This is a genomic window from Thermoleptolyngbya sp. PKUAC-SCTB121 (assembly GCF_016919485.1).
Taxonomy (GTDB): Bacteria; Cyanobacteriota; Cyanobacteriia; order Elainellales; family Elainellaceae; genus Thermoleptolyngbya; species Thermoleptolyngbya sichuanensis.
On record NZ_CP070366.1, the window covers coordinates 2043102 to 2068796 of the forward strand.

A 25695-nucleotide genomic window follows, 5' to 3' on the forward strand; every position below is an offset into this window, starting at 1 on the left:
TACGGACAGCTTGATATGGGTTCAATATAGTTCACCTATATTACCTTGAGCAAGGGAGGAACTGCGTGCCCATTGTGCTGCTTGCGTGCCCATTGCGTGCCCATAAGGATAGCGAAAAATCTTTGAACACGACGCACTGAATAAAACTCGATAAAACGCGCTCTGCTGAATGTGCTGATTTTGAATGTGCTGATTTCCGTCGCGCTTGGTTGCTGCAATAGAAATTTACGCAGCCCCCGACGGAGGATCACCGGAATATCCCTTCATCGCAATGTAGTCAGTTCCAGAACCCAGGGTGTGAATCGTTTCCTCAGCTACCATTCCTTTTGGACACAGTTTTGGTCGGATGATAGTCCCGGTTGTTGTGCGATGTTATGCAATCGCCTCGAAACCGCTCTACTCGCTTCGCAAGGGGTTACTGAAGGTTTCTTAGGTTTCTTTCCAGGGATGGAGTGTTCTGGATATCTCTCAGGTCTGCAACCCAGCCATCAGCAGCAAGAATAGGTAAACCGCTTGGGTCAATAGGGCTTTATAAGCTCCTACAGCCACGCAATGGACTTCATGTGCATCGGCTCAATCCCTCAGTCAAGATTTCTAGTTAACACTTCTGGCGATTAAAGTCTTCAAGGTTTTTGGCTTTAAACCATCTCTTGCTTCGCAGTTTCTCGCCTTGCAATTTCTCACTTCACAGTTTTTCCGGAGAGCTTAACCTATGCCGTTTATTATCTTAGCGCTGCTGTTCCTTGGTGCGATTTTAAGTATTGTTGGTGGACTTTGGGGATTGGTGTTGGCGTTCAGCGATCATTTTCTCTGGGGACTTGCTTATCTGCTCGTGCCGTTTGCGTCGCTGGCGTTTTTCATCATGCGCTGGGGGCGAAAGTCGGTTCGGCAGGCCTTTTGGCTATGGTTGTCCGGGTTTGGCATGGTGCTGCTGAGCCTATTGCTGAGTGCCCTGATTGGGCAAAGCCTGCCGTCTCCAACCTCATCTGGATTTGGCGATGATTTATCGCAACTGCCGGAGGGCACTGTACCTGAAGCAGCAACAGGACAGCCCTCAGCCGCTCTGGAACCCTCTGGTGTCCTCCGCCCTCAAAATGGCGAATAGAGTACCGAGAAGTAGATGCCGCTTTCCTGGAGCGAGTCGCCTGACCCGGATAGCTCCACCAGCGGAATGCCCCAATCGACTCTGACAGACAGGCGATCGCCCTGTTGCCACAGCAGCCCAAGCCCAACGCCGACCAGTGTATCTGGCTGATTGTCGTTGCGCTGGCTGCTGTCGGCGTTCCAGACCGTGCCCGCATCGATAAAGGGAGCCAATTGCAGCAGTCCGTCAATTTCGGGAACCCGCAGAATCGGTAGCCGCACCTCCGCCGACAGTAGCGCTCCGCTATCGGTCAGCAGGGCATCCTGGCGATAGCCGCGCACACTCTCGGCTCCGCCCAGCCCAAACTGTTCCAGCGCAAGCAGCGAGTCGCCTGTCAACTGCACATCGCCCCGCAGCAAGAACAGGGTATCGGTCGCCAGCAGCCGCACCCACTGCCCCTGGCCGCGCCAGGCAAAAAATCGACTATCGGGTTCGCCGTCGTTTACCGTTGCGTCCAGCCAATCCAGCCCCAGGCTGAACTGTGAGCGAGCAGCGAGAACCTGCTGGCGATTGCGCCGGGTCCATTCCTGCACAAACCGGAGGGCAGTGACGCGGGTGCGCCCCTGATCATCGGCTCCGGGCGAGGGAAAGCCCTGCTCGTCAGGAATTTCAAAGGTGGTGCGGCTGCGCTGGTGGGAGAGGGTAAGGCCGAGGGCAAATTCTTCGTTGGGCGATCGCCCCACAGGCTGTCGTAGCGAAAGTTCGGCATAGGGCGATCGCGAGGCAATATTCAGTTGATCAAACGGCTCCTCGACCACGTCGCTGCGGGTGGTTCCGGCGGCGATTCGCAGTGTGCCGTCCTGCGGGTTTAGCGGAATCGTATAGCTGCCCGAAAATTCGTTACTGCCGCTGGTGCGCGTATAGCCCACACTCAGCCCATCGCCATAGCCCAGAAAATTGGCGTGGTTGAACTGCGCCCGCTGCCGAAAGCTGCCCACGCTGGGCGATCGCCCATTATCCAGCGTCAAGTCCAGGCTTACCGGGTCGGCTTCTTGCACGACGACTTGCAGCACATTGGTTCCGGTGCGCGTCCCCGCTTGCAGATCAGCAGACACGCTGCGAATCAGTGGGTCAAGCTGGAGCAGTTGCAGCCCCTCCAGCAGACTGTTGACGTTGAGCGGAGTGCCCGCCGCCCGCCGCAGCCGACTGCGGACGTAGCCCGCATCCAGCCGAGCTAGCCCCGCCACGTTGATGGCTTCTAGGCGACCCTCGATGACCTGAATCGTAACCACGTAGCCGTCGGGCGTTTGCGGCAAGACCTGATCTGCCGGGACGATCGCCCCCGAACTGATATAGCCACAGTCGATGTAAAGCTGGGTGATGGCCGCCCGCGCCTGAAGCACCTGGGCAAAAGTGAGCGGTTGTGCGATTAAAACATCCGGCGAGTCTACACTGCGGGAACAGCGATCGCCCCCATTCTCTGCCACAGTTCCCGACACGCCGCCCACCACAGACTGCTTCGCCACCGTCGCCAGCTTTTCGGCGCTAAACGCCGTGCCGCCCTGCACCACAAATCGGGCGATCGGCAGCGCCTCAGGGATTTCCGCAGGCAGGTCTTGCGATGGCGGCTCTAGATCGACTGGCGGCAGCAGTTCTTCTGGCGGCGGCAGGGGCCGCAGCGGCTCCGCGGGCAACGGTGGCTGGGGCGGCGCAGGCGGCTGAGGCAGCAGCTCCGCTGGCAGGCGTGGCACCGGCGGCTGGGGGCGACGAGGGTCAAGCGACTGGGCGATCGCCCCTGGCATCTTAAAATAGCCGCCCAATAAAGACAGCCCCAGTCCCAGCAGTAGCGTCCCTACACGATCCATCGGATACTTTCCCAGAGCCTCCCCCGGCTGAAAAAGTTGGTAGCATCCTACCACTCAGCCCTCCAGCTTGGGGAATTCCCCCTCAGGGGGATTAAATCAGGGGGATTAAACCAGACACCAGATCCCAAAACGGCTCAGCACTAACCTCACAAAACAACTCACCCACCCGAAACACTACGTTTTTCCTTCTTCGTTCTTCCCTTTTCCCAAAGCAAATCGCCCAGCAGAAACACTACCGGGCGATCGCACTTTATTTGTCTAAGCCGTAAAAAAGAAATTAGAACCTAGTAGGTCTCAACGTGCCAGCGTTCCTTAATTGAGCGCTGATAGTCCTTCCAGGTCACGCCTTCCTTCGCCGCAGCCTCGGCCATTGCAGCATCAATGCCGTCCTCCATGCCCTTCAGACCGCAGATGTAGACATGGGTCTTCTCATCCTTGACCAATGCCCAGATTTCATCTGCATGTTCTGCCACCCGATCCTGGATATACATCCGGCCGCCTTTCGCGTTCTGCTGCTCACGGCTGATGGCGTAGGTCAGGCGGAAGTTCTCAGGATACTTGGCCTGGATTTCCTCCAGTTCTTCCTTATAAAGAATGTTCGGGGTCACCGGAATCCCAAAGATCAGCCAGGCCAGCCCCTTGAACTGGTAGTCTGGGTTCGCCGCCCGCTCGTTGTCCTTGAACATGCGCCACAGGAACGCCCGGAACGGCGCAATGCCTGTACCCGTCGCCATCATGATGATTTTGGCATCAGGGTCGTCCGGCAGCAGCATTTCCTTGCCAACGGGGCCGGTGATCTTCACATCTGCACCCGGCTCTAGATTGCACAGATAAGTGGAGCAAACGCCGTAAACCGTTTCACCCGTTTCGGGATGCTTGTATTCCAACTGGCGGACGCACAGCGACACAGTCTTGTCGTCCATGTTGTCGCCGTGGCGGGTTGAAGCAATGGAATATAGGCGAAGCTTGTGGGGCTTGCCTTTGTCATCTGTGCCTTCGGGGATAATGCCGATGCTCTGACCTTCCAAATAGTGCAGGTCGCCACCCGACAGATCAAACGTGATGTGATTCACCGTGCCAATGCCGCCCTCGCGCACCAGCTTTTCGTTTGAAATGCACTTGCCAATAAACGGGGCATTGGGACGGTAAATGTTAACCGGAATCGTAGACTTTTCTTTTTCTTTAGCCTGGGTCATGGGTTTCTTCCCTTCCGCTTCAGGAGTTGGCGACTCGGCCACAGCAGCAGGGGTCGCTGCGGCGGGAGGGGCTTCAGGGGCAGGAGCGGCCTTGCCGTTGGTCTTGCCATCAATAGTCAGGGGACGAATGCTAACAATCTTGCCCCCCAAGCGGGTAATCCGCTGCATTTCCTGATTCATGCGAGAGTAGGGCACGGTGATAAACACGCTGCCGCTCCGACGAATAGGAAAGTCTTGTCTATCGGTTTCTTGATTTTGGCGTAGACCTTCGACCTCATAGAGGAAAAGGCGACTCCCGGATGGTGAGTTGGCAGCGCCACCTGCTGCGCTAGGGTTATACATCGTTATGTCAATGCTCTCTGAACCAACAATGGATGAGGAACGTTGAGCGCGAGCGCGGATGAGCGTTGACGATCTGGCGGTTGCTTCCAGGCTTGTCAATTCCGGCATCTGCGAACCCGCATCCCAGGCGATTCCCAGTTTGCTATATAGCGTAGCATTGCAGGGGTTGCCTCGCTCACTGAAGCCCCAGACAGGAATAGACCCTGTCCGATCTGCTCTAACCATAGACGAGCCGCCCAGATGCAGATTGTTAAGGCCGTTTCAATTTCACAGCAATTTCATATTCCCAGGTGTCCCCATTCCCCTTAGCATAGAGATTAGGAACTTGGGCATAACCCGCTTACCTTGTAGGTTGCGGGGATTCTCTGGTAAGATTTCTAGTATCGCTAGTAGTAAATACTTAGTTGGCGACTAGTTAGCGCTTGAGAGCCGGGTATCCAACTGGATGTTTCACCGGTCTGGTGTGCCATCAGTATTCAGCGGGCGCATGGTGCCAGCGGTCTTGCTAGCGGCGTAATGTGCTTGAACAGGCGACGTGCCTGAGAAGTCATGTGCAGTCATTCTACAGGTGTTACTTAAACTCAGAACCTATGGTGCTTGTTAGGCGGACAGGTGCTTTTAGCGTTTTGGGTATTGCCTGGAGTGATTGAGCCGGACTTGTAGGCAGGTGGGAGTCGTGGGCAGTTAAGAGGACAGTTAAGAGGACGTTTGTTTTAGAGGAAAGCTATGACCAATAAGCCAGACCGTGTAGTTTTAATTGGCGTTGCCGGTGATTCTGGGTGCGGCAAATCCACCTTTTTGCGCCGCTTAGCAGATCTTTTCGGCGAACACATGATGACCGTCATCTGCTTAGACGACTATCACAGTCTGGATCGTAAGCAGCGTAAAGAAGTGGGCGTGACGGCGCTGAACCCCAAGGCGAATAACTTCGACTTGATGTACGAGCAGATTAAGGCTCTGAAGGAAGGCAAGTCGATTGAGAAGCCGATTTATAACCATGAAACGGGGATGATTGACCCGCCGGAGACGGTTCATCCCAACCATATTGTGGTGATTGAGGGGCTGCACCCGATGTATGATGAGCGAGTGCGATCGCTCCTCGATTTCAGCGTCTATCTCGACATCGACGACGAGGTGAAAATTGCCTGGAAAATCCAGCGCGACATGGCAGAGCGCGGCCACACTTACGAAGACGTGCTGGCTGCCATCAACTCCCGCCGTCCCGACTTTGAAGCTTACATCGACCCGCAAAAGCAGTACGCCGATGTGGTCATTCAGATCCTGCCGACCAAGCTCATCCCCAACGACACGGAGCGTAAGGTGCTACGGGTTCGTCTGGTTCAGAAGGAAGGTGTGGAAGGATTTGAGCCTGCCTATCTGTTTGATGAAGGCTCGACCATCGACTGGATTCCCTGCGGCCGCAAGCTGACCTGCTCCTATCCGGGGATTCGCCTGTTCTACGGCCCCGATAGCTACTACGGCAATCCGGTGTCGGTGCTGGAGGTGGATGGCCAGTTTGATCGCCTAGATGAGGTGATCTACATCGAAAGCCACCTGAGCAATCTGTCCACCAAATATTACGGGGAACTGACTGAACTGCTGCTGAAGCACCGCGAGTATCCGGGGTCGGCAAACGGCAGCGGTCTGTTCCAGGTGTTGGTAGGGCTGAAGATGCGGGCCACCTACGAGAAGCTGACCTCGCCCGATGCGATGCTGGCGGCAAAAGCTGGCTCCAATTAGGCGATGAGGCTTGACTTTTGAGTTTAGCGGTTGGCGTTCCTAGACTGAGGTCTAGGGACGCTGATTTTTTGGAGTTCGGGATTTTGGATTTTGGAGCGACTATGGCGCTGGCAGAAACGCTGTGGCAGGAAAACCAGGATTTGGCGATCGCCTGTTTGAACCATCCTTTTGTGCAGGGCATTGGCGACGGCTCTCTAGACAAGGCAAAATTTAGCTATTACGTTGGGCAGGATGCCTTTTTTCTAGAAGCCTTTGCCCGCGCCTACAGCATTGCTGCTGCCAAAGCCCCTGACTGGCAGGGATTTCAGGTATTTCACACTCTGGCGGGCGGTGTGTTGCATGAGTTAAACTTACACGAAAGCTATGCAATACAGTGGGGAGTGGATTTGCGGTCGGTGCAGCCGGGAGCCGCCACGCGACGCTATACCGACTTTTTGCTGGCCACGGCCTGGAGCCAAACGGTCGGGGTTACAGCGGTGGCTATGCTGCCCTGCATGAAGCTCTACGCATTTTTGGGGCAGGCACTAGCAGCGTCGGGCATTCCCACCCATGCCTATGCCGACTGGATTCGCACCTACAGTAGTGCTGAGTTTGAGCCGCTGACGGAGCAGCTTGCCGACTTGTCGGAGCAATATGCCACGCTTACGCCGCTCGTGCAGACCACCTACCGTTATGCGATGCAGTGTGAGCTAGATTTCTTTGAATCAGCTTGGGCAGACCACTAGGCTTGCTGAGATTAGGAACATCAAAGTCTATGGAAATTGTTTTAACAAGGGCAGTTTGGGGCATCTTAAAATTCTAGGTAGGTTTATGTTATGCCCAAGTTATGACTGTTGACGGAGTGGCAGCAAGAGACTGCGTTGGGTTACGGGTAACTTAGGGGGCAGTCGTCCTGAATCTGGTCACTGCATCTGTTAACGCATCTGTCGGTAAGCGTCATCCGGTTAACTGTATGCTGTCCCAACCCTCTGATGATTTTCCCCACGTTGACTTGTCGGACAATGAGGTCTGTCGGGATAAGTCGCTACTGCCCCAGCCGCTCATCTCTCAGGCTGGTGGGCTGAGATCGCGCGATCGCCCTGCCCTAGAGAACGAAATAGAAGACGAAACGACCGCATTATCCTACCTCCGCGCCTTCTTTGAGGAGGTGGTGGACGCAATGGCGATCGCCGACGACAGCGGCCACTACATTGATGCTAATCCCGCTGCCTGTGAGTTATTTGGTGTTTCTTTAGACGATTTGCTCGGTCGCTGCATTGCCGATTTTTCCCAAATCGAGTTTGATTTTCCAAGCGCCTGGCAGCAGTTTCTAGAAAAGGGGCGGGAGCGGGGAGAATTTACCCTGGTGCGTCCCGATGGTACGGTGCGCGAGGTGGAATACGCCGCCACCGCCCACTTTGTGCCTCATCGACATTTATCGGTGCTGCGGGATATGACCGAGCGTCGCCAGCTAGAGCGCCAGGTGCAAGCCCTGAACCAAGATCTGGAGCAACAGGTTCAACAGCGCACGGCAGACTTGCTGGCAGCCAACGCCATGCTGCAAGCCACCAATCAACGACTGCAAGCCGAGATCCGACAGCGAGAGCGGGCAGAAATTGCGCTGGAGTGCGCTGAAGACGGCGTGTGGGACTGGCATATTCCAACTGGAACGTTGTGGTTGTCTGGCGCATGGAAGCAGATGCTGGGCTACGATGACAGAACAGACGAAATTGGGGATCGCTTGCAGGAATGGAGTCGTCGGCTCCATCCTGACGATCGAAACCGGGTTCTGTGGGAAACGGAAATTCATCTGGCTGGGCACACGCCTCTGTTCCGCAGCGAATATCGACTGCGGGATAAACATGGAGCTTGGAGATGGATTCTCGACCGGGGGAAGGTGGTGGAGCGCGATGCGACGGGTGCGCCATTGCGGATGATCGGCACCCATGTAGACATTACCGAGCGTAAGCACTTAGAAGAATCCCTCCGAGAGAGCCAGCAGAAGTATCAAACCCTGTTTGAAATCTTGCCTGTGGGGGTATCGATTACCGATGCAGCGGGCAGGGTGATTGAGGTGAATCCTGCCTCTGAGAAAATTTTGGGGATTTCGGCTAGAGAACATACGCGACGGACTTGTGATGGAACGACATGGAACGTTCTTCACGCCGACGGCAGCCCAATGCCGCCGGACAGGTATGCTTCGGTCAAAGCGTTGCGAGAAGGACAAACCATCCTGGGGCAAGAGCAGGGAGTTCGGCGGCCGGATGGATCGGTGTGCTGGGTAAGTGTCAGCGCTGCGCCGATTCCGCTGGAGCATTATGGAGTGGCGATCGCCTACGTCGATATCAGCGATCGCAAAGCCGCCGAAATTGCCCTCCGCCAAAGCGAACTGCGGCTTCTAGAAATTTCCAACTCGTCCCCTGCCAATATCTATATTTTGGTGCTGCGACAGGATGGCTCCTTGTATATAGAACACATGAGTCGGGCAATTGAAGAGATTCTTGAGTATTCCGTGGCTGAGGTGATTGCAAACCCCAACCTGCTCGTCGAATGCATTCACCCTGATGATCGAGCAACGTATGAAGCCGCTGTGCAGCGTAGTCTTGTTGGGCTAGAACCATTCTATTGCGAGTGGCGCGTTATGACTCCTTCGGGTCAGGTGAAATGGCTGAAGGGCAGTTCTCGCCCCAAGCAGCGCGACAATGGGGACGTTGCCTGGTATGGCGTGGTGCTGGATATTAGCGATCTCAAAGCCGCCGAAACTGCCCTCCAGCGCCAAGCTTATCAAGAGCGAATGCTCAGTGAGGTGGTGCGGGCGATTCGCAGTTCCCTCGACTTGAACACGATTTTCACAATTTCTGCTGCCCATATTGCTGAGTTTTTGCAGGGAGAAGTGGCAATTGTGCAATATCTGCCCGCAGAACGCTGCTGGCGACATCTGGTGGTTCACAATCAGCTACCCAATACCCCCGACAAGCTGGCGTTTGACATTCCGGATACGGATAATCCCTTTGCGGAACAGCTCAAGCGCTTGCAGATAGTGCAGATTGACAACACGACAACGATTCAAGATCCGATAAATCGACGGCTAGCAGAGGTGTTTCCGGGAGCATGGCTGCTAGTGCCCATCAGTGCAAATGGCGAAGTTTGGGGCAGTTTGACCCTATCTAGGGCGGGTTCTGAGGTGGCTTGGCAGGCTGAGGAAAAGAAATTGGCAAAGCGTGTTGCTGATCAGTTGGCGATCGCCATTCAGCAATCTAACTTGCATCAGCAGGTGCAGCGATGGGCCGCCACGCTAGAACAGCAGGTGCGGGAGCGCACCGCCGAACTCCAGCAAGCGCTAGAGTTTGAGGCGGTGCTCAAGCGCATTACAGACAAAGTGCGCGATAGCCTGGACGAACGCAAGATTTTGCAAGCCGTGGTTCAAGAACTGGGGCAAACGCTGCGGGTGCTGTGCTGCGACACAGCCCTTTATGATTTGGAGCATCGCACATCTACCATCTATTGCGAATATGCAGCGGCAGATCAGTCGGCAGCCGGCCTGGTTCTCCCGATGGAGGATCATCCTCAACTTTACACACAGCTTTTGCAGGGTGTGGGTCAGCAGTTTTGCCACCGCTGCCTCGAGGTTCAAGTCAGTCGGCAGTTGATGCATGATTCAGCGATTCTCACACAGCCGATTCGAGATGATCAGGGCAGTTTGGGCGATATCTGGCTGCTGCGGCCGCGCGAGCAGTGGTTTAGCGAACCCGAAATTCGGCTGGTGCAGCAGGTGGCTAATCAGTGCGCGATCGCCCTCCGCCAGTCTCGGCTCTACCAAGCTGCCCAAGCCCAAGTGACAGAGCTACAGCGACTGAATCGACTCAAAGATGATTTTCTCAGCACCGTGTCCCACGAACTCCGCACGCCCATGGCCAGCATCAAGCTAGCCACCGACTTGCTCGAAGTTTACCTCCGGCAATTGGGGCTGTTGCCAGAGCCAGGCCAATCTACCCCCACGCTACTGTCCCAATATTTTCAAATCCTCAAGGACGAGGGCCAGCGCGAGATTAGCCTAATTAATGACCTGCTTGATCTAACCCGCCTCGATGCAGACGCAGAACCACTGATCCTCAGTCCCCTCACTCTGCAAGATTGGTTGCCCCATGTGCTGGAGCCGTTTTGGGAGCGGGCCCAGCGCCAACAGCAGCAGCTAACCCTGTCTATAACGCCCGATTTGCCACCGATTGTCACCGATGCGTCGCTGCTCCAGCGGGTGCTGCGCGAACTGCTGACCAATGCCTGCAAATATACACCCACAGGCGAGGCAATTGAGGTTTCAGCTACGGCGACAGCGACGCTCCTGAACCTGTGCGTGGCGAATACGGGGGTAGACGTGCCTGCGACCGAGTGCGATCGCATCTTTGATCGGTTCTACCGCATTCCTAACCTCGATCCCTGGAAACACGGCGGCACGGGGCTGGGGCTGGCGTTGGTCAAAAAACGGGTGGAATATCTGGGCGGCATGATTTGGGCCGAATGCGAGTCTCGGCGGCTTAGCCTGAGGATTCAACTGCCCCTAGAGCGATCGCCCCAATGCCAAAACCCCCAAGCCCTGCGCGAAAACTTCCAGGACTGATGCACTGAAGACGCTCTCTCGCGTTTAGATTTCAGGTTAAGCTTTCAGGCTTAGCTTTCGGGCTTAGCTTTCGGAGGCTTCGTCCTCGGCATCTGGGTCTTCCGCTTCACCAGAGGGCGGCACCAGCGCCACATCGGCGATCGCATCGTCCTCATCCAATCGCTGCACACGCACCCCCGTCGCCGCCCGCGACTGACAGGAAATCGCATTCACCACCTGGCGGATGATAATGCCACGGCTCGTCACCAAAATCATTTCATCATCTTCGTTTACCACGCGCAGCGCCGCCAGTTCATCGCCCGCCTTGCGGAAGCGAATTGCCCGCAGCCCCATGCCAGCCCGCTTTTGCAGCCGGAACTGATTTACCGGAACGCGCTTGCCCAGCCCACCTGTGGTGATGACCAGCACCCACGGCCCTTGCGCCGTGCTGCACTCCTCCTCTGCCAGATCGCCATCGCTATCGGTGTCGTCGCCCTCGGCAATGGTTTGCACCACCTGGCTGGGTAAGATATCCATGCTCATCAGCTCATCGCCCTCGCGCAGGCTCATGGCCCGCACGCCGCGGGTTGGGCGACCCAGGGGACGCAGTTGCTCATGATCCGTGCGGAAATGGATTGTCATGCCCTTGCGAGAGCCGATGATGATGCTGTCGTCTGCGGTGGTCAGTCGTACCCAGCGCAACTGGTCGCCGTCTTCCAGAGAGATCGCAATCAGCCCGTTGGTGCGGATGTTGCCGAAGGCCGAAAGCTGCGTCTTTTTAATGAAGCCCTTCTGGGTCAACATCACCAGATAAAGATCATCGGTGAATTCGGTCACCGCAACGACCGAGGTAATCTTCTCCTCCACAGGAATCGGCAGCAGTTGCACGATGGGCACACCGCGAGACGTGCGGGACCCCGTGGGCACCTGATAGGCCCGCAGACAATAGGCCACGCCGCGATCGCTAAAAAATAAGATATTGTCGTGGTCGTTGCAGGTCAGGAAGTGATCAATGCCATCATCTTCCTTCATGCGAGTGCCGGACTTTCCCCGCGTCGCCCGGTTTTGCGCCTCGAAAGTGCTAACAGGCATCCGCTTGATGTAGCCCTGCTCCGTTACGAGAATGATGGCCCGTTCGTTAGCAATTAGGTCAATATCGCCCAATTCACCATCGAGGGGTTCGATTACTGTGCGACGCGGGGTGGCGTGGGCCGCTTTTAGCTCCACTGCTTCGTCCCGAATAATTTGTAAAATGCGCTCCCGGTTGGCCAGGATGTCTTGCAGGTCGGCAATTTTGACTTGCAGTTCATCGTGTTCTGCCTGAATTTTGCCCGCCTCTAGCGCGGTGAGGCGGCGCAGTTGCATTTGCAGAATCGCGTCGGCCTGCGCTTCTGACAAGCTGTAGCGCTCCATCAGCTCTTGCTTTGCAGTAGGCGTGTCCGCTGCGCCCCGAATGAGCGCGATGATCTCATCCAGATTCGCCAGGGCAATCAGATAGCCCTGCAAAATGTGATCGCGTTCCTCTGCTTTTCGCAGCTCATAGCGCGTGCGGCGCGTAATCGTTTCAATGCGAAAATCGAGGAACACTTGGAGGGATTCTTTTAATCCCAAAAGCTGCGGTTCGCCGTTCACCAGAGCGAGGGTGTTGACTCCAAAATTGGCTTGCAGCGGCGTTTGTTTGTAGAGGTTATTGAGGACGACGCGGGGATAGGCATCGCGGCGTAATTCAATCACGATTCGCATTCCGTCGCGATCGCTCTCATCGCGGATATCGGCAATACCTTCCAGCCTGCGCTCGTTCACCATTTCGGCGATTTTCTCGATCAGCGCGGCCTTGTTGGTTTGGTAGGGCAATTCGGTAATGATGATGGCTTCGCGATCCGGTGCGCCGCGCCGCTCGATGGTTTCAATAGTGGCCACGCCGCGCATGGTGATGGAACCACGCCCGGTGGCGTAGGCTTCGCGGATGCCGCTGGTGCCCAGGATGATGCCGCCTGTGGGAAAGTCGGGGCCGGGGATGATTTGCATCAGTTCGGCATCGGTCATGTCTGGGTTAGCGATTAGCGCCACCAGCCCGTCTAGCAGTTCACCCAGGTTGTGGGGTGGGATGTTGGTGGCCATGCCGACTGCGATGCCGGAGGAGCCGTTGAGCAGCAATTGGGGGATACGAGCAGGCAGCACCAAGGGTTCCTGCTGCGACCCGTCGTAGTTGGGGACAAAGTCTACTGTTTCCGACTCGATGTCTTGCAGCAGCGCGTTGGTGGTGATGGCCCGCAGACGACACTCGGTATATCGCATGGCGGCGGGCGGGTCGTTGTCCACAGAACCGAAGTTGCCGTGCCCATCGACGAGGGGCGATCGCATCGAAAAATCTTGCGCCATTCGCACCAGCGCGTCATACACTGCCGTATCGCCGTGGGGATGGTATTTACCAATCACGTCGCCCACCACGCGGGCGCATTTGCGAAAGGGGCGATCGGGCGCGAGGCCCAGTTCGTGCATAGCGTAGAGAATACGACGATGAACAGGTTTAAGACCGTCTCGCGCATCGGGAAGCGCCCGCCCTACGATCACGCTCATGGCGTATTCCAGGTATGACCGGGACATTTCCGTGCGGAGGTCTGTGGGCACGATCCGGTCTTGGGGCGACTCCGAGGAGAAGGTCATAGATTGAAATGCTCCGAAAAGGGTGAGAAGGGGACTAGAAGCCGAGCTTTACGACCTGCGCTCTGCATTACCGTTGTGGATTGCAGTTTTGCATTGCAGTCTAGATCAAGTTCTGGGTTGATACCGTCAACCCGCGTCTAGAGAGATAAGCCTACATATTTCTTTACAGACACAGCATCGCTCTGCTTCCGACCGCATCAAACAGGCTGACTTGATTCTAAATGAGGACTTGAAAAGTACCCAAAAAGCTTGAAAATCAAGCATTTCAGCATATCAAATTATAGCACACCCCCTCGTCTTGCCGGAGCCTGAGCTGGGGCACTGGGCGATCGCCCCAAAGCCCTGCCCTCCAACCTGTTCACCCAATTCCCTGCGCCAGATTGCCCCGCTCTGCTAGCCAGATTGCCCCGCTCTGCCAGGAATCCCTCCGGGAGGGATTTGTTGCAAATCGACACTTTTTTATTTGGCATCTCCGGAGAAAATTGTGACACCACTGTAGTCACCTGTGCCAGTTGCCCAAAGCGTTCTGCATCCCCCGCAGACGCTTGCTCCGGGTAAAAGCTGTCCGAGCGCAGCATAGACGATATAGGACGATATAGACGCTGCAAGCGGTTCAGCAAGTTTTCTGGGGTCGCGGCTGGCATCCAACACCTGTCATCACAAAGGGCGCAACTATGGCGATTATTCAGCTAACCGCGAAAGTTCGAGATTTTCGAGCTGACCATCCCGATTTTGAAAATAAGCGGACACCGCTAGAAACAGGACTGGTGCTGCCCATTTTAGGTGAGGATAATAAGCCCGTCTTTAATGAAGGGCGATCGCCCCGCAGTCATACTATTACCAGCAAAAATACCTTTGACCAATGGTTTCGCAGCGTTCCGGGTGTGAACGCCGAAACTGAGATTCCGCTAGAGCTAGACAACGGCGTTGGGCAACCCGGCGGCAACTATCGCTATCATCGCGAAAGCTTTTTCCCAATCGACGATCGGCTGTTTGGCAATCTGGATAAGGAACTTTTTCTCCTCGATCAAAACGGGATGCCGGGTAATACGCTGTCTCCCATTGGCGAACGCCTAAGAGCCAAAAAGAACCAGAATTCCAATCCTGACGATCGATTTAACCTGACCACGCCCGGAGCCTATCGCCACCCCGACGATGGCAAGTTTCATAACTACCACTTCACGCTAGAAACTTCGGCCAAGTTTACCTACCAGGGCACAGAGGAGTTTGTTTTTGAAGGCGACGATGACCTGTGGGTGTTCATTGGCAATCAGTCCATCGGCGGTGGCCGCACCGGAGCCTTGCTCGCTATTGATATCGGCGGGGTGCATGGCAAAGAGCGCCGCAAGCTCGACCTCCGCCTCAACAATCCCCAAAATCAGGCCGCCGACCCCAGCCGCCATCTGAAGCTCAACCTGCGTCAGCATTTGGGGCTGAACCTCAGCGATGCCTACGCGCCGCTGAATCTGGAGCTAACCGTCGGCGAAACCTACGAGTTTTTCTTCTTTTTTGCCGAACGCCATACCCATCGCTGCACCTTTCGGATTGAAACGTCGCTGCTGCTCAAGCCGCTGCCCCGTGTCCGAATTGAGGCGACTCAGCCCAATGCAGTAGAGCCGACTCCCTACGCGGCGGCTGTGCCCGGACAGTTTCGCATCAGCTTGGTCGATGGGGCAACGGCTCCGGCCGGTGGGCTGTGGGTGCGCTATCGGCTGAAGGATCTGCCTGCGCCGCGCATGGCGATCGCCCATCAAGACTTTGTCCTCTCGTCGCCGGCCATGCCGCCCAGCAGCGATCGCGTGCTGATTCCCGCCGGGCAAACCAGCGTGCTGCTGACCGTCACGCCGCTGGACGACAACAACCCCGACGAGGGCCGCGAAGAGGTATGCGTAGAGCTATTGGGCTACGAAAACGGTGGCTATCAATTGGGCGATCGCACGGAAGATACCGTGTTCATTGCCAACTACGCGCCGCCCCTCGCCACCGTACAAAAGCTGCGAGATGCCGTGGAGCCGCGCCCCGGCGAAACCATGACCGAAACCCATGTTGGTTTGTTTGAAATCTCGCTAGCGGGCGACCTGCCGCTGGAAAATACGCCCGTGCGCTATCGGGTCATCGAAACACCGGGCCTGCCCGCCGCCACCCCAGGCTCGGACTATGAACCCCTCAGCGGCACGGTGACGATCAATCGCGCCACTCGCACAGCCCAAATTCGCGTTGTTGCCAGAGCCGATGTCGCGGGTAACGAAGGGGTGGAATACGTCTCTATTGAGCTATTGCCCCAGGTCGATTACCGCCTTCCCGCCGTAGGCGCAGCCGGACGCAGTGCCATGCTGTCGATTACAGACCCAGCGTTGCCGCCGCCGCCGCCCCCCCTCGTCCGCATTTACGCCGTGCGCGAGGCGCTCGAACCCCGCCCCAGTGAAGCCCTGACCGAATTCCATGTGGGATTGTTTGAGGTCAGCCTGGAAGGACCGATTTTGCAAGACCAGACAACGGTGCGCTATCGAGTGGTCATGCCTGCCGACGTGCGAAACGCCACGCCCGGTCAGGATTATGAACCCTTGAGCGGGGTCGTGACGGTGAACCGCGCTGCTGGCAATGCCCAGATTCGCGTCGTCGCTAGGGCCGATGTCGCGGGTGATGAAGTAAACCCGCAGGAGCATGTGGTGCTGGAACTGGTGCCAGATGTCACCTATCGTCTGCCCGCTGTGGGTGAACCAGGTCGCAGCGCCCGCATCCGCATTCTCGATCGCCCAGTGCCGCCGCCGCTGCCCATTGCCCGGATTCGCACCCTGCGAAATGCCAGGGAACCCTTACCCGGAGAGGCGATCGCCGAGAGACATACCGCCCTATTCGAGGTCAGCTTAGAAGACGTGGCTCCCCAGGGACAAACCACCGTTCGCTATCGCGTCATCACGCCGCCCGGTCTACATCACGCCACCTTTGGTCAGGATTATGACCCCCTGAGCGGTGTTGTGCAGATCGATCCCAGCAGCCGCAAAGCCCATATCCCCGTGTTCGCCCGTGCAGATGTTCCCGGCGACGAAGCCGCTACGCCAGAGCATGTCGTTCTGGAACTGCTGCCCGATGCGGCCTATCGAGTGCCCAATCCGGGTGAACCCGGACGCACGGCAGCCATTGTGATTACGGATATGCCAATCGCCACGCTCCAAGCCACCCAGCGCTGGACGAAGGAACCCAAGGATGCTCAGGCGCAGAGAACCATGCGCCCTGCGGACAAGGGCAAGTTTGTGGTCACGATGCGCCCCAAACCGCCCGCGCCAATGTTTGTGAACTATGTGGTGAATCGCAATGCCCGCAAAGCCGCGCAGCCCCGGGACTATACCCTCGACCCGCCGCAGCGCGTCCGCATCGATCCCCAAACGGGTCAGGGCATTATCTGGGTCACCCCCCATGCTGATAACCAAGACGAGGACAACGAGCGCGTGGTGCTGCAACTGCGTCCGGGCGACGGCTACCTTCCCCATTGGGAATTACCCCAAATCACTGATGTGGTGGTGATTCAGGATACCCGCCCCCGCAACCCAGTAGACTCCAACCCTGATCCGGGCGATATTTTCTTCCCGCAGCCCACCTAGTTTGCTGATCCCCCATTCTTCAGAAATCATGCATCTTCCTTTCCCCAAAACGCTTCCTGCTCTGAAATTCAGCGGTCTGCTGCTGGCAACGATCGGACTGGTGGCCCAGCCCAAAGGGGCGATCGCCCAATCTACTCTCCCAGAAGGCGACCCGATGGCCCAGGTCACTTCCGTCAGCGAGTTTGCCGACGTTAGCCCAGGCGACTGGGCCTACGAAGCGTTGGCTTATCTGGCGAATAGTGAACAGCAGGGCGGATTGGACTGTTTAGAGGGCTACCCAGACGGCTCTTTTCGCGGGCGACAAGCCCTAACCCGCTACGAATTTGCCGCAGGTCTGGCTTCCTGTCTGGATGCCGTCGTTGGGCGGCTGGAGAATCTTGACCCGGAAGCCCTAGCGCGAATCGAAGCCTTGCAGCGAGAATTTGCCCGCGAGTTGGCGGATTTGCGGGGTCGCGTGGATTTGCTGGAAGACCGGACAGCGGAACTGGAAGCCAACCAGTTTTCGACCACGACGCGGCTGGCAGGCGAGGGGATCTTCGACATCAACGATCTATTCGGCGATCAGCTGGAGGCAGTGGGCAACACTACGGTGTTTCAATATCGCGCCCGCTTGAATTTTCAAACCAGCTTCAGCGGCGATGATTTGCTGCAAACTCGGCTGACCGCAGGCAACCGAACCCCCCGCACAGTCGTCAGCAGTTTGGGTCGTTCCAACCTGGTTCCAAACGTTGTGCCCCGTGGCACCGCAGAAGGACTGCTGATTACGGCCCTTGGGGGCGACACCAGCAACAATGTCCAGGTGGATCGATTGACCTATGGCTTTAACCTGGGTCAGCGCCTCAGTGCCTACGTCGCGGCGATTGGCGGCACGCATCAAGCCTACGTCCACAGCACCCTCAGCCCCTTCTTCAACGATGCCGATGGCGGCAATGGTTCCCTGTCGCCCTTCAGCCAATACAGCCCGATCTATCGCATCGGCGGCGGCACGGGGTTTGGGTTCAACTATCGCTTTGACAACGAGGGCACGCTGGCGCTGTCGCTTGGCTACCTGGCCGACAACGCCGCCAATCCTGGCGAAGACAGCGGCTTTTTTAACGGTGACTATGCCGCGCTGGGACAACTCACCTTCGCCCCCCGTCAGGATTTCAACATCGGACTAACCTATGTCCACGGCTACCATACGGAAGTTGCCACGAGCGGCATTTCCACACCCAACGCCATCTTTGATCTGGGGCTGGGCAGCAGCCGGTTTTTTACAGGCACGGTTCCTGCCAACGCGCTGCACGGGGCGCTGGGCGTGCCCGCTGTCACCAATTCCTATGGTCTAGAACTGTCGTGGCGCATCAGTTCCGGCATCAGCCTCAGTGCTTTTGGTGGCTATACCAACCTGACACTGCTGGAAACCGGGCGCGGCGATATCTGGTATTACGGGCTGGGGCTGGCTTTTCCTGACCTGTTTGGCGCAGGAAACTTGGGCGGTATTATGGTGGGCGTGGAACCCTACCTGACCGGGTTAAGAGGTCAATATACCCTTGCCAGTCTGGAGCTAGAGAATGATACCTCGCTGCATATCGAGGCTTTCTACCGCATTCGCGTCACGGATAATATTTCGATTACCCCCGGCGTGATTGTGGTTACGGCCCCAGAGCAAAACCGCGATTTGTTTGATGCGTTTGTCATCGGCACGCTGCGGACGACGTTTCAGTTCTAAGTAGGTGGACATAAATAAACATAAAATCAAGAACCCTGCGCCGCCCGCCGCGCGGGCGGCGCAGGGTTTGGAATCTGTTTTTTAATTTGGTCTACCTACTTATTGGTCTACCTACTTAGAAGAAGCGGATGAACGATATAGAAAACCTAAATCCGCCTGCGGTGCTGGCGGCAATCTTGGCAGACACGAGCGCACTCGATTTTCAGATGCTCTCGGAACCCCTGACGGGGGCCCTGCTGCGATCGCTCTGTGCCAGCAAACCGGGCGGGCGCTTTCTGGAACTGGGCACGGGCACGGGTGCGGCGACGGCCTGGATGTTGGACGGCATGGATGCCCAGTCTACGCTGTGGACGGTGGATTGCGAGGCAGGGCTGGTGGCGATCGCCCAGGCTCACCTTGCCGCCGATCCGCGTGTGTCTTTTTTCGTGCAAGACGGGGGTCAATTTCTAGAATCACTGGCGCAGCAGGGCGAGTCCTTTGACCTGATCTTTGCCGACACCTGGCCTGGCAAATACACCCATCTGGATCTGGCGCTTTCGCTGGTGAAACCGGGCGGGCTGTACCTCATCGACGATATGCTGCCCCAGGCAAACTGGCCCGAGGGGCACGCCCCCAAAGTAGACGCGCTGATTGCCGATTTGGAACAGCGGAGCGAGTGGGCGATCGCCAAACTGGCCTGGGCTAGTGGTATCCTCCTAGCGACTCGCCGCTCGCGTTTGTCAGTCAATCCCTAGCGGTGTTGAGATAGAGCTTACGTGCGTGCGATCAGTTTTCTGAATTTTGGATAATTTCTCGCGAGTGCAGCCCATGAGGAGTCATCCAACTGTGTAAGTCCTACGCGATTTAGGTGTTTTTCAACTGCACAAAAACCGCGCCACGCTGGACTTTGGTATCGCTGCCGTAGCTGGTGATGGTCAGCGATCGCAGATGGTCGAAAAACGGCTTGCCCACCAGTTCTGCCAGCTTGAGGGCGGGGATGCGCTGCTCCAGCGGCTTGCGGACGCTCTCCCAGTCGAGATAGAGATAGCCATCGTTGTAGGGCGCGAGGGGGGCGATCGCCTCCTGAAACGATTGGGCAGTCCTCAGCGACTTCTGGGGATGCTTCAGAATTTCGTCCATCGCCTCGACCGAAGTTGTGAAAATTTCGTACTTATCGAGCATGGTGTGAGCGCCCTGCACATTGGCCTGGAGTTCTGCGCCCCGCCGTTTGCTGCTGGGCAAAAGCTGCGTCCAAGTGTAGACACGGCGATCCTCCAGAGTAATCGGGCCGACCGTGAGGCCGCGTCGTTGGGCGATCGCATTCAGCTTCTCGATCCCCGCAGCGGTTTCCGGCGATTTCTCTGCCACAAAGACCCACTCCGGTTCGCGGCCCGGCGGCGACACCAGCCCCAGCGCAAACTCCCGGTTTACCCAGGGCACGAGGTCTTCCTCAAAAGTCACGCCCCACTGATCTTCTAGAGCGGCGATCGGCTGCCCCAGCAGGGCCGACAGCACACCATAGTCCTGCAAGCCTTCGGTCAGTTGCCCCCAAAGCTGGCTCAAGTCCGTCCCCGATGCGGAAAAAGGCGTAGCAGGGGGAATAAACTGCAACGCGCCGACGGGTTCCGTCAGGGCTGGCTTGTGAGCCGTCAGCGGTTGCCCCGGAGCCGCCAGCAGCGCCGTCTCTGCCAAAAGTCCCTGCCGCGCCAGTTCAATACCCGCCACCAGGCTCTCAAATTGGCGATTCTTGTCGCTGCTCAGCCTGCCCAGCGGACTCTGACTGCCTAGCCACGCGCCCAGTTGCGGCAGGTTCACAAACGTCAGCCCGATCTGGCTCTCTGGCAGGGCCGCCAGCGCATCCTGATATTTTTGGCTGCTTTTCAGGCTTAGGTCTGGCGCTTGCACGTTGTTGATGGCATCGCGCAGAACTTTGGGATAGTTGGCAAACAATACGAAGCGATCGCCCACCACTGCGCTAGCCAGCGTCGGGGTCGGCGTGCCTGTGTCTGCCGATGTCGCCCCTGTCCCCTGCTCGTAAATAACTTTGACACCGGAATATTGCTCAAATACCAAATTGCTGCCGGCGATCGCCCGCTTCTGCCAAAAAAGCTGCACAAACTCCTTCGCTTGCTGCGGGTTTTCGGTTTCCAGCGCCAGCAAGTAGCCCGGTTGCTGCCCGTTGGCGGGGGTGCGGTCGATGTCGGGACTGGTAACCGCCAGGGTGATTTCGCTCCCCAGCCAGGGCTTAATATCCGCGTCGTAGCTCAGTCCGCGACTGGTCAGCAGCGTCCGCTCCAGCGCCTCCAGTTCCTCCCGCGCTTTGCGGCGATCGCCCAGCGACGATACCGCCAGCCGAAACGCCCGCAGTTGCTCCGGTTTCACCAGCAGCGACACCATTGCCGGAGCCTGTTTAGGCACAAACATCGCCGCCTCCGGACTCGCAACTCGTCCCCCTTGCAGCAGCCGCAGCGGACTTTGCCCCACCAGCCAGTAAAAGCCTGCGATCGCCAGCAGCAGCAGCGTCAGCGCCACCGAACCCAGCGCCAGGTAAAACGAGCGAGCCTTCATGAACCCATACCAGCGAAAGTTTTGCCAAAAGTCATGCCAAAACTTAGTGTAGTACCGCAGGGGGATCGCGGATTGGCGAATCCTGGGAAAGTCGCCCCTGAACAGCTTTTCCCGCACAAAATCGCCACAATTTCTGTTGAACTCTCTCGTGAACTTGCCTAAATTCCAACCTCAATGACAGAATCAATGCCCCTTTCAGACAACGCCAAACCCTCCAGTCCAGGCGACATTGGCGACGGCGATATGGCAAACGTTGACATGGCAAACAGTGACAGCACAGATATTGGCATCGCGAACAGTGACATGGCAAACACTGACACCACGGATATTGACACCACAGATGTTGCAGACATTGCGATTGATATTGCGATTGTCGGCGCTGGGTTATCCGGCCTCGTCTGCACCCAGCGCTTGCATCGGGCAGGCTATCAGGCTGTGGTTCTAGAAAAATCGCGGGGACTGGGCGGGCGTATGGCGACGCGGCGATTGCCCGACACTTGCGCTGACCACGGGCTGCGCTGGCTAGAAGCCCAGGGGCCCCAGTCGCAGCAGTTGATTCAGGCGATGCTGGGGCGTGGATTGGAGCCGTGGGCAGGGACGGTGTATCGCTGGCAGCCCGACGAGTTCATTCCTCTGCCTGCCCCTCCCCGCTATGTGGCAGCCGACGGCATCACCGCTGTCGCAAAACAGCTAGGTGCGGGGCTGGAGATCTGGCGGGGGCAGCGGGTAGTGGCGATTTCTTCAGCCTCCCAGGGCTGGGCACTGACCCTTGAGTCGCTGGCGGGCGATCGGCAAGCGCTGTCTGCAAAAGCCTTGGTGATGGCGATCCCGGCTCCCCAGGCGCTCGATTTGCTGCAACCGCTCGGTTCCGTTCTGGAGGCAGACTTGCTAGAAGCGCTGGCTGCGGTGCAGTTTCATCCCTGCATCACGGCGATCGCCTGCTTTTCGGAGGCTGAGCGGGCGCTGTTTGAAGCGTTACCCTGGGCGGCGGTGCAGTGTCCTCCAGAGGCTCCCGCAGTCTGGATTTCGCAGGAAAGTTCTAAGGGGCGTAATCCTGATTGTCCCGCGCTGGTGGTTCAGAGCAGCGCTGCCTTTGCCACAGCACACCTTGATGAGACTGACCTGACAGCCGCAGGAACGGCGCTGCTGGACTATGCAAAAATGCACCTGCTGTCGGGACTGCCTGCGCCGCAGATCCTGCCCCAAGTCTTGCAAGTGCATCGCTGGCGATATGCAACCGTGCGATCGCCCTACTCCCAAACTTATTTGTCGGCATCCCAACCCGCGCCCTTGGTGCTGGCGGGCGACTGGTGTAGCCCTGACAAAACCCCGAACCCTGGCATTGAGCAGGCGCTAGAGTCCGGCATTGCGGCTGCCGACGCGATTAATGCCCTGCTAGACAGCCGCCCATTGCCAGGGGTGGACTATTCTGCGCCTTCTTCTGCGCCCGTGCCGCTCCGGTTTTGATCGGTTTCTTCATCCATCTGAGATCCGCCAAAGCCCGGACGACGACGACCAAAGCGTCCGGTATTGGTGCGCTTGCGGAACTTGCGGGCATAGGCCTGGTTGCGGAGAGCTTTTTCTTTTTTCTGGTTGCGGCGCTTAGCCATTCTTGACCTCGTTTTGTAAGGATTGACTGAGTTCAGTGATCAGGAGCGGATTGTGAAAAAATCTGACCTGTGGGCAAAGTCAGGCGCAGCGCAATGCAAAATAATAGCCTCTCTGCAATGCGCAATTCCTGAGATGCTAAATGCACAGAATCTCAATTCTATCATGCTTAGGAGTCAGGCAACCTCTGCAATGAGATAGTCGAGCGATCGCTGCATATGGCGCTGGACTTGTTCGTAGCAGGCATTGACATAGGCGCGATCGCCCGCTGCTTCTGCTCCATATCGCGGAAACCAGACGGGTTTGCACACCCGCGTATGAATCGTCATCGGGAGTGGTAGGTTTGGCAACGGCCCCAGCCCCACACCCCACGGCAGCCCCAGGTAAACCGGAAATACGCCCGGATTTACGCCATTGATCCAGGGAAATAGCCCCCACCGATGCAACTGTTCCACCAGCGGATAGGCATCACCCAGCACGATCAGCGTGTCGTGGGCCCCGTGAGAAATGACCGGGATAATCGGCAACTCGTAGCGCAGCGCCAGCTTGACAAACGCCTGGTTGTTGAACAAACAAATGCGATCGCGCAAATGATGGGGACGAAATAAATCCCGCACGCCGCCGGGATAGACCAATACACTGGCGCCCTGATCTAAAGCGGCGATCGCCATTTTGGGATGAGCCACCACTGCGCCCAGCTTTGCTGCCGATTCCGACAAAGATGGGTGCAACTTCCACGCATTGGCATCCATCAGCCCATAGGCAGGACGCTCCACACCAAATCGCCGAAACCAGTCCAGCATCATCATGAACATATCGGGCGCTGCGAACCCGCCGTTGTGTGCCCCTACTATCAACACCTGCCCAGATGCGGGAATATGTTCCCAGCCGGCGGTCTGCACCCGAAAGTAATGGTGATAGGCCCACTCCCACCAGGGCAAACAGGCGCGAATAAAGCCGGGATCGCGCCTGCTCAGACACCAGCCTGGGGAAGAGGGCGGCACGGGGTTTTTGTCAGACTCATCGGAGGTCGAGCCAGGATTGTGTTGGGGATGGGCGATCGCGTCGGTTAAACCTGCTTCGGTCGAACTAGCTTCGGTCGAACTAGCTTCGGTCGAACTAGCTTCGGTCGAACTAGTCGAGGTAATCGGGCGTTGGGACATACAACTGCCAGGGTGACTGCCAAAGTGCTAAGAAACGCCCGTCGCATAGTTTTCCAGAACGCATCGCAGATGGGCTGAACTTCACCCTATCATTGCTGGCTGTATTATTGCTGGCTGCAAATGCCTATCGCCCGACTGCCCATAAAATCCGCCTAAACCCTCCCCACGCGAAAAAGCGCCCCCCGCAGGAGGCGCTCAGAGACTAGCTAATCAGACAGACTCAGCAAACGCTAAGCAGACGCCAAGGCACAGCCAGAATTAGCCATTGATTTGGGGCGCAACCAGAGCCACAGGAGCAGCTTCGCCAGCAGCCAAGTCGAGGGGGAAGTTGTGAGCGTTGCGCTCGTGCATCACTTCCATACCCAGGTTGGCGCGGTTCAGGATGTCTGCCCAGGTGTTCACCACGCGACCCTGAGAGTCGATGATGGACTGGTTGAAGTTGAACCCGTTCAGGTTGAATGCCATCGTGCTGATGCCCAGCGCCGTGAACCAGATGCCGATCACAGGCCATGCACCCAGGAAGAAGTGCAGCGAGCGGCTGTTGTTGAAGCTGGCGTATTGGAAGATCAACCGACCAAAGTAGCCGTGGGCAGCAACGATGTTGTAGGTTTCTTCTTCTTGTCCGAACTTGTAGCCGTAGTTCTGCGATTCAACTTCGGTGGTCTCGCGCACTAGGGAGGAGGTCACCAACGAACCGTGCATGGCGGAGAACAGGGAGCCGCCGAACACGCCTGCTACGCCCAGCATGTGGAAGGGGTGCATCAGGATGTTGTGCTCTGCTTGGAACACGAACATGAAGTTGAAGGTGCCGGAGATGCCCAGGGGCATACCGTCGGAGAAGGAGCCTTGTCCGATGGGGTAGATCAGGAACACTGCGGTCGCAGCGGCTACGGGGGCGCTGTAGGCGACGCAGATCCAGGGACGCATACCCAGGCGGTAGCTCAGTTCCCATTCACGTCCCATGTAGCAGAATACGCCGATCAGGAAGTGGAAGACGACGAGCTGGTAGGAACCACCGTTGTACAGCCACTCGTCTAGAGAGGCGGCTTCCCAGATGGGGTAGAAGTGCAGACCGATGGCGTTGCTGGAGGGAACCACTGCGCCGGTGATGATGTTGTTGCCGTACAGCAGGGAGCCTGCGACGGGTTCACGGATGCCGTCGATGTCCACGGGGGGAGCAGCGATGAAGGCGATGATGAAGCAAGCGGTGGCAGTCAGCAGGGTGGGGATCATCAGTACGCCGAACCAGCCTACGTACAGGCGGTTCTCGGTGCTGGTTACCCAGTTGCAAAACTGTTCCCATACGCTTGCACGTTCGGTGCGTTGTAGGGTCGTTGTCATTGCTAATGAGTCCGTAAAACTACAAGTGTGTTTGTAGAAAATGAAACGGCTAGGTTTGATTGCCTAACCTGTGTATAATCCTAAACTTTTGGTTGCGTTTTGTAAAGCAGATCTTGGATTTACTTAAGATTTCTAACGGCGAAGACGGGGTATCGCGCTTTTGTTAGGACGATTATGACGCAATATCAAGGGTTTCAAGAATCTGGGTGGGCGATCGCCCTCAATCTCGGTCTGTTACAAACCTTCGTTACAT

At 57.1% G+C, this 25695-nt stretch carries 16 protein-coding genes; 8 read left to right on the forward strand and 8 right to left on the reverse strand.

Going from position 1 to position 25695, the window contains the following annotated elements:
- Nucleotides 1–712: 712 nt before the first annotated feature.
- Complete coding sequence (locus JTM80_RS08580) at nucleotides 713–1105, forward strand: hypothetical protein (protein WP_172358470.1); 393 nt, start codon at nucleotides 713–715, stop codon at nucleotides 1103–1105.
- Here JTM80_RS08580 and JTM80_RS08585 read toward each other — a convergent pair.
- Nucleotides 1090–2949: a ShlB/FhaC/HecB family hemolysin secretion/activation protein gene (locus JTM80_RS08585; RefSeq protein ID WP_205370995.1), complete on the reverse strand. Its 1860-nt coding sequence runs from the start codon at nucleotides 2947–2949 to the stop codon at nucleotides 1090–1092. The two genes, JTM80_RS08580 and JTM80_RS08585, sit on opposite strands and share 16 nt — an antisense overlap.
- 284 nt (nucleotides 2950–3233) lie before the next feature.
- Entirely contained in the window at nucleotides 3234–4487 is a 1254-nt protein-coding gene (petH, locus tag JTM80_RS08590; RefSeq protein ID WP_172358469.1) for a ferredoxin--NADP reductase, read from the reverse strand.
- Between the two features lie 726 nt (nucleotides 4488–5213).
- Between petH and JTM80_RS08595 the strand changes: the two genes are divergently transcribed.
- The 3 genes from JTM80_RS08595 (at nucleotide 5214) to JTM80_RS08605 (ending at nucleotide 10824) form a co-directional block, all read left to right on the forward strand.
- Nucleotides 5214–6227: a phosphoribulokinase gene (locus tag JTM80_RS08595; protein ID WP_172358468.1), complete on the forward strand. Its 1014-nt coding sequence runs from the start codon at nucleotides 5214–5216 to the stop codon at nucleotides 6225–6227.
- A gap of 101 nt (nucleotides 6228–6328) precedes the next feature.
- Entirely contained in the window at nucleotides 6329–6952 is a 624-nt protein-coding gene (locus JTM80_RS08600) for a TenA family protein (protein ID WP_172358467.1), read from the forward strand.
- Nucleotides 6953–7179: 227 nt separating this feature from the next.
- A complete protein-coding gene (locus tag JTM80_RS08605) occupies nucleotides 7180–10824 on the forward strand; it encodes a PAS domain S-box protein (protein ID WP_205370996.1) in 3645 nt (1214 codons plus the stop codon).
- A gap of 63 nt (nucleotides 10825–10887) precedes the next feature.
- Here the strand turns inward: JTM80_RS08605 and gyrA are convergent, their stop codons facing one another.
- On the reverse strand, nucleotides 10888–13470 hold the full coding sequence (gyrA, locus tag JTM80_RS08610; protein WP_172358465.1) for a DNA gyrase subunit A: 2583 nt from the start codon (nucleotides 13468–13470) through the stop codon (nucleotides 10888–10890).
- 278 nt (nucleotides 13471–13748) lie between these two features.
- Nucleotides 13749–14114, reverse strand: coding sequence for a hypothetical protein (locus JTM80_RS08615; RefSeq protein ID WP_172358464.1), 366 nt, complete (start codon nucleotides 14112–14114; stop codon nucleotides 13749–13751).
- Between the two features lie 30 nt (nucleotides 14115–14144).
- Between JTM80_RS08615 and JTM80_RS08620 the strand changes: the two genes are divergently transcribed.
- From JTM80_RS08620 to JTM80_RS08630, 3 genes are all read left to right on the forward strand, one after another.
- Nucleotides 14145–17072, forward strand: a complete 2928-nt coding sequence (locus JTM80_RS08620; RefSeq protein ID WP_172358463.1) for a fibro-slime domain-containing protein — start codon at nucleotides 14145–14147, stop codon at nucleotides 17070–17072.
- A gap of 28 nt (nucleotides 17073–17100) precedes the next feature.
- Complete coding sequence (locus JTM80_RS08625) at nucleotides 17101–18783, forward strand: iron uptake porin (protein ID WP_172358462.1); 1683 nt, start codon at nucleotides 17101–17103, stop codon at nucleotides 18781–18783.
- A gap of 128 nt (nucleotides 18784–18911) precedes the next feature.
- On the forward strand, nucleotides 18912–19517 hold the full coding sequence (locus JTM80_RS08630; RefSeq protein ID WP_172358461.1) for an O-methyltransferase: 606 nt from the start codon (nucleotides 18912–18914) through the stop codon (nucleotides 19515–19517).
- Nucleotides 19518–19626: 109 nt separating this feature from the next.
- Here the strand turns inward: JTM80_RS08630 and JTM80_RS08635 are convergent, their stop codons facing one another.
- Nucleotides 19627–21330 carry a DUF3352 domain-containing protein gene (locus JTM80_RS08635; RefSeq protein WP_172358460.1) on the reverse strand — a complete coding sequence of 568 codons (1704 nt, stop codon included), beginning with the start codon at nucleotides 21328–21330 and terminating at the stop codon, nucleotides 19627–19629.
- 186 nt (nucleotides 21331–21516) lie between these two features.
- Between JTM80_RS08635 and JTM80_RS08640 the strand changes: the two genes are divergently transcribed.
- Nucleotides 21517–22797 (forward strand): NAD(P)/FAD-dependent oxidoreductase, encoded by a 1281-nt coding sequence (locus JTM80_RS08640; RefSeq protein WP_205370997.1) that lies wholly within the window; start codon nucleotides 21517–21519, stop codon nucleotides 22795–22797.
- On the opposite strand, the gene JTM80_RS08645 is transcribed toward JTM80_RS08640, so the two are convergent.
- The 3 genes from JTM80_RS08645 to psbA form a co-directional block, all read right to left on the reverse strand.
- Entirely contained in the window at nucleotides 22755–22940 is a 186-nt protein-coding gene (locus tag JTM80_RS08645) for a hypothetical protein (protein ID WP_172358459.1), read from the reverse strand. The two genes, JTM80_RS08640 and JTM80_RS08645, sit on opposite strands and share 43 nt — an antisense overlap.
- A gap of 174 nt (nucleotides 22941–23114) precedes the next feature.
- Nucleotides 23115–24101, reverse strand: a complete 987-nt coding sequence (locus JTM80_RS08650; RefSeq protein ID WP_225906804.1) for a 1-acyl-sn-glycerol-3-phosphate acyltransferase — start codon at nucleotides 24099–24101, stop codon at nucleotides 23115–23117.
- 258 nt (nucleotides 24102–24359) lie between these two features.
- Nucleotides 24360–25442 carry a photosystem II q(b) protein gene (psbA, locus tag JTM80_RS08655; protein ID WP_205370998.1) on the reverse strand — a complete coding sequence of 361 codons (1083 nt, stop codon included), beginning with the start codon at nucleotides 25440–25442 and terminating at the stop codon, nucleotides 24360–24362.
- Between the last annotated feature and the right edge of the window lie 253 nt (nucleotides 25443–25695).

Bases quoted from the DNA above. Each gene is read 5' to 3' on its own strand.
- JTM80_RS08645 (WP_172358459.1), bottom strand. From the start codon at position 22,940: ATGGCTAAGCGCCGCAACCAGAAAAAAGAAAAAGCTCTCCGCAACCAG.
- JTM80_RS08580 (WP_172358470.1), top strand. From the start codon at position 713: ATGCCGTTTATTATCTTAGCGCTGCTGTTCCTTGGTGCGATTTTAAGT.
- gyrA (WP_172358465.1), bottom strand. From the start codon at position 13,470: ATGACCTTCTCCTCGGAGTCGCCCCAAGACCGGATCGTGCCCACAGAC.
- JTM80_RS08640 (WP_205370997.1), top strand. From the start codon at position 21,517: ATGCCCCTTTCAGACAACGCCAAACCCTCCAGTCCAGGCGACATTGGC.
- JTM80_RS08630 (WP_172358461.1), top strand. From the start codon at position 18,912: ATGAACGATATAGAAAACCTAAATCCGCCTGCGGTGCTGGCGGCAATC.
- JTM80_RS08650 (WP_225906804.1), bottom strand. From the start codon at position 24,101: ATGTCCCAACGCCCGATTACCTCGACTAGTTCGACCGAAGCTAGTTCG.
- JTM80_RS08585 (WP_205370995.1), bottom strand. From the start codon at position 2,949: ATGGATCGTGTAGGGACGCTACTGCTGGGACTGGGGCTGTCTTTATTG.
- JTM80_RS08605 (WP_205370996.1), top strand. From the start codon at position 7,180: ATGCTGTCCCAACCCTCTGATGATTTTCCCCACGTTGACTTGTCGGAC.
- JTM80_RS08595 (WP_172358468.1), top strand. From the start codon at position 5,214: ATGACCAATAAGCCAGACCGTGTAGTTTTAATTGGCGTTGCCGGTGAT.
- JTM80_RS08635 (WP_172358460.1), bottom strand. From the start codon at position 21,330: ATGAAGGCTCGCTCGTTTTACCTGGCGCTGGGTTCGGTGGCGCTGACG.
- JTM80_RS08600 (WP_172358467.1), top strand. From the start codon at position 6,329: ATGGCGCTGGCAGAAACGCTGTGGCAGGAAAACCAGGATTTGGCGATC.
- petH (WP_172358469.1), bottom strand. From the start codon at position 4,487: ATGTATAACCCTAGCGCAGCAGGTGGCGCTGCCAACTCACCATCCGGG.
- JTM80_RS08620 (WP_172358463.1), top strand. From the start codon at position 14,145: ATGGCGATTATTCAGCTAACCGCGAAAGTTCGAGATTTTCGAGCTGAC.
- JTM80_RS08625 (WP_172358462.1), top strand. From the start codon at position 17,101: ATGCATCTTCCTTTCCCCAAAACGCTTCCTGCTCTGAAATTCAGCGGT.
- JTM80_RS08615 (WP_172358464.1), bottom strand. From the start codon at position 14,114: ATGCCAGCCGCGACCCCAGAAAACTTGCTGAACCGCTTGCAGCGTCTA.
- psbA (WP_205370998.1), bottom strand. From the start codon at position 25,442: ATGACAACGACCCTACAACGCACCGAACGTGCAAGCGTATGGGAACAG.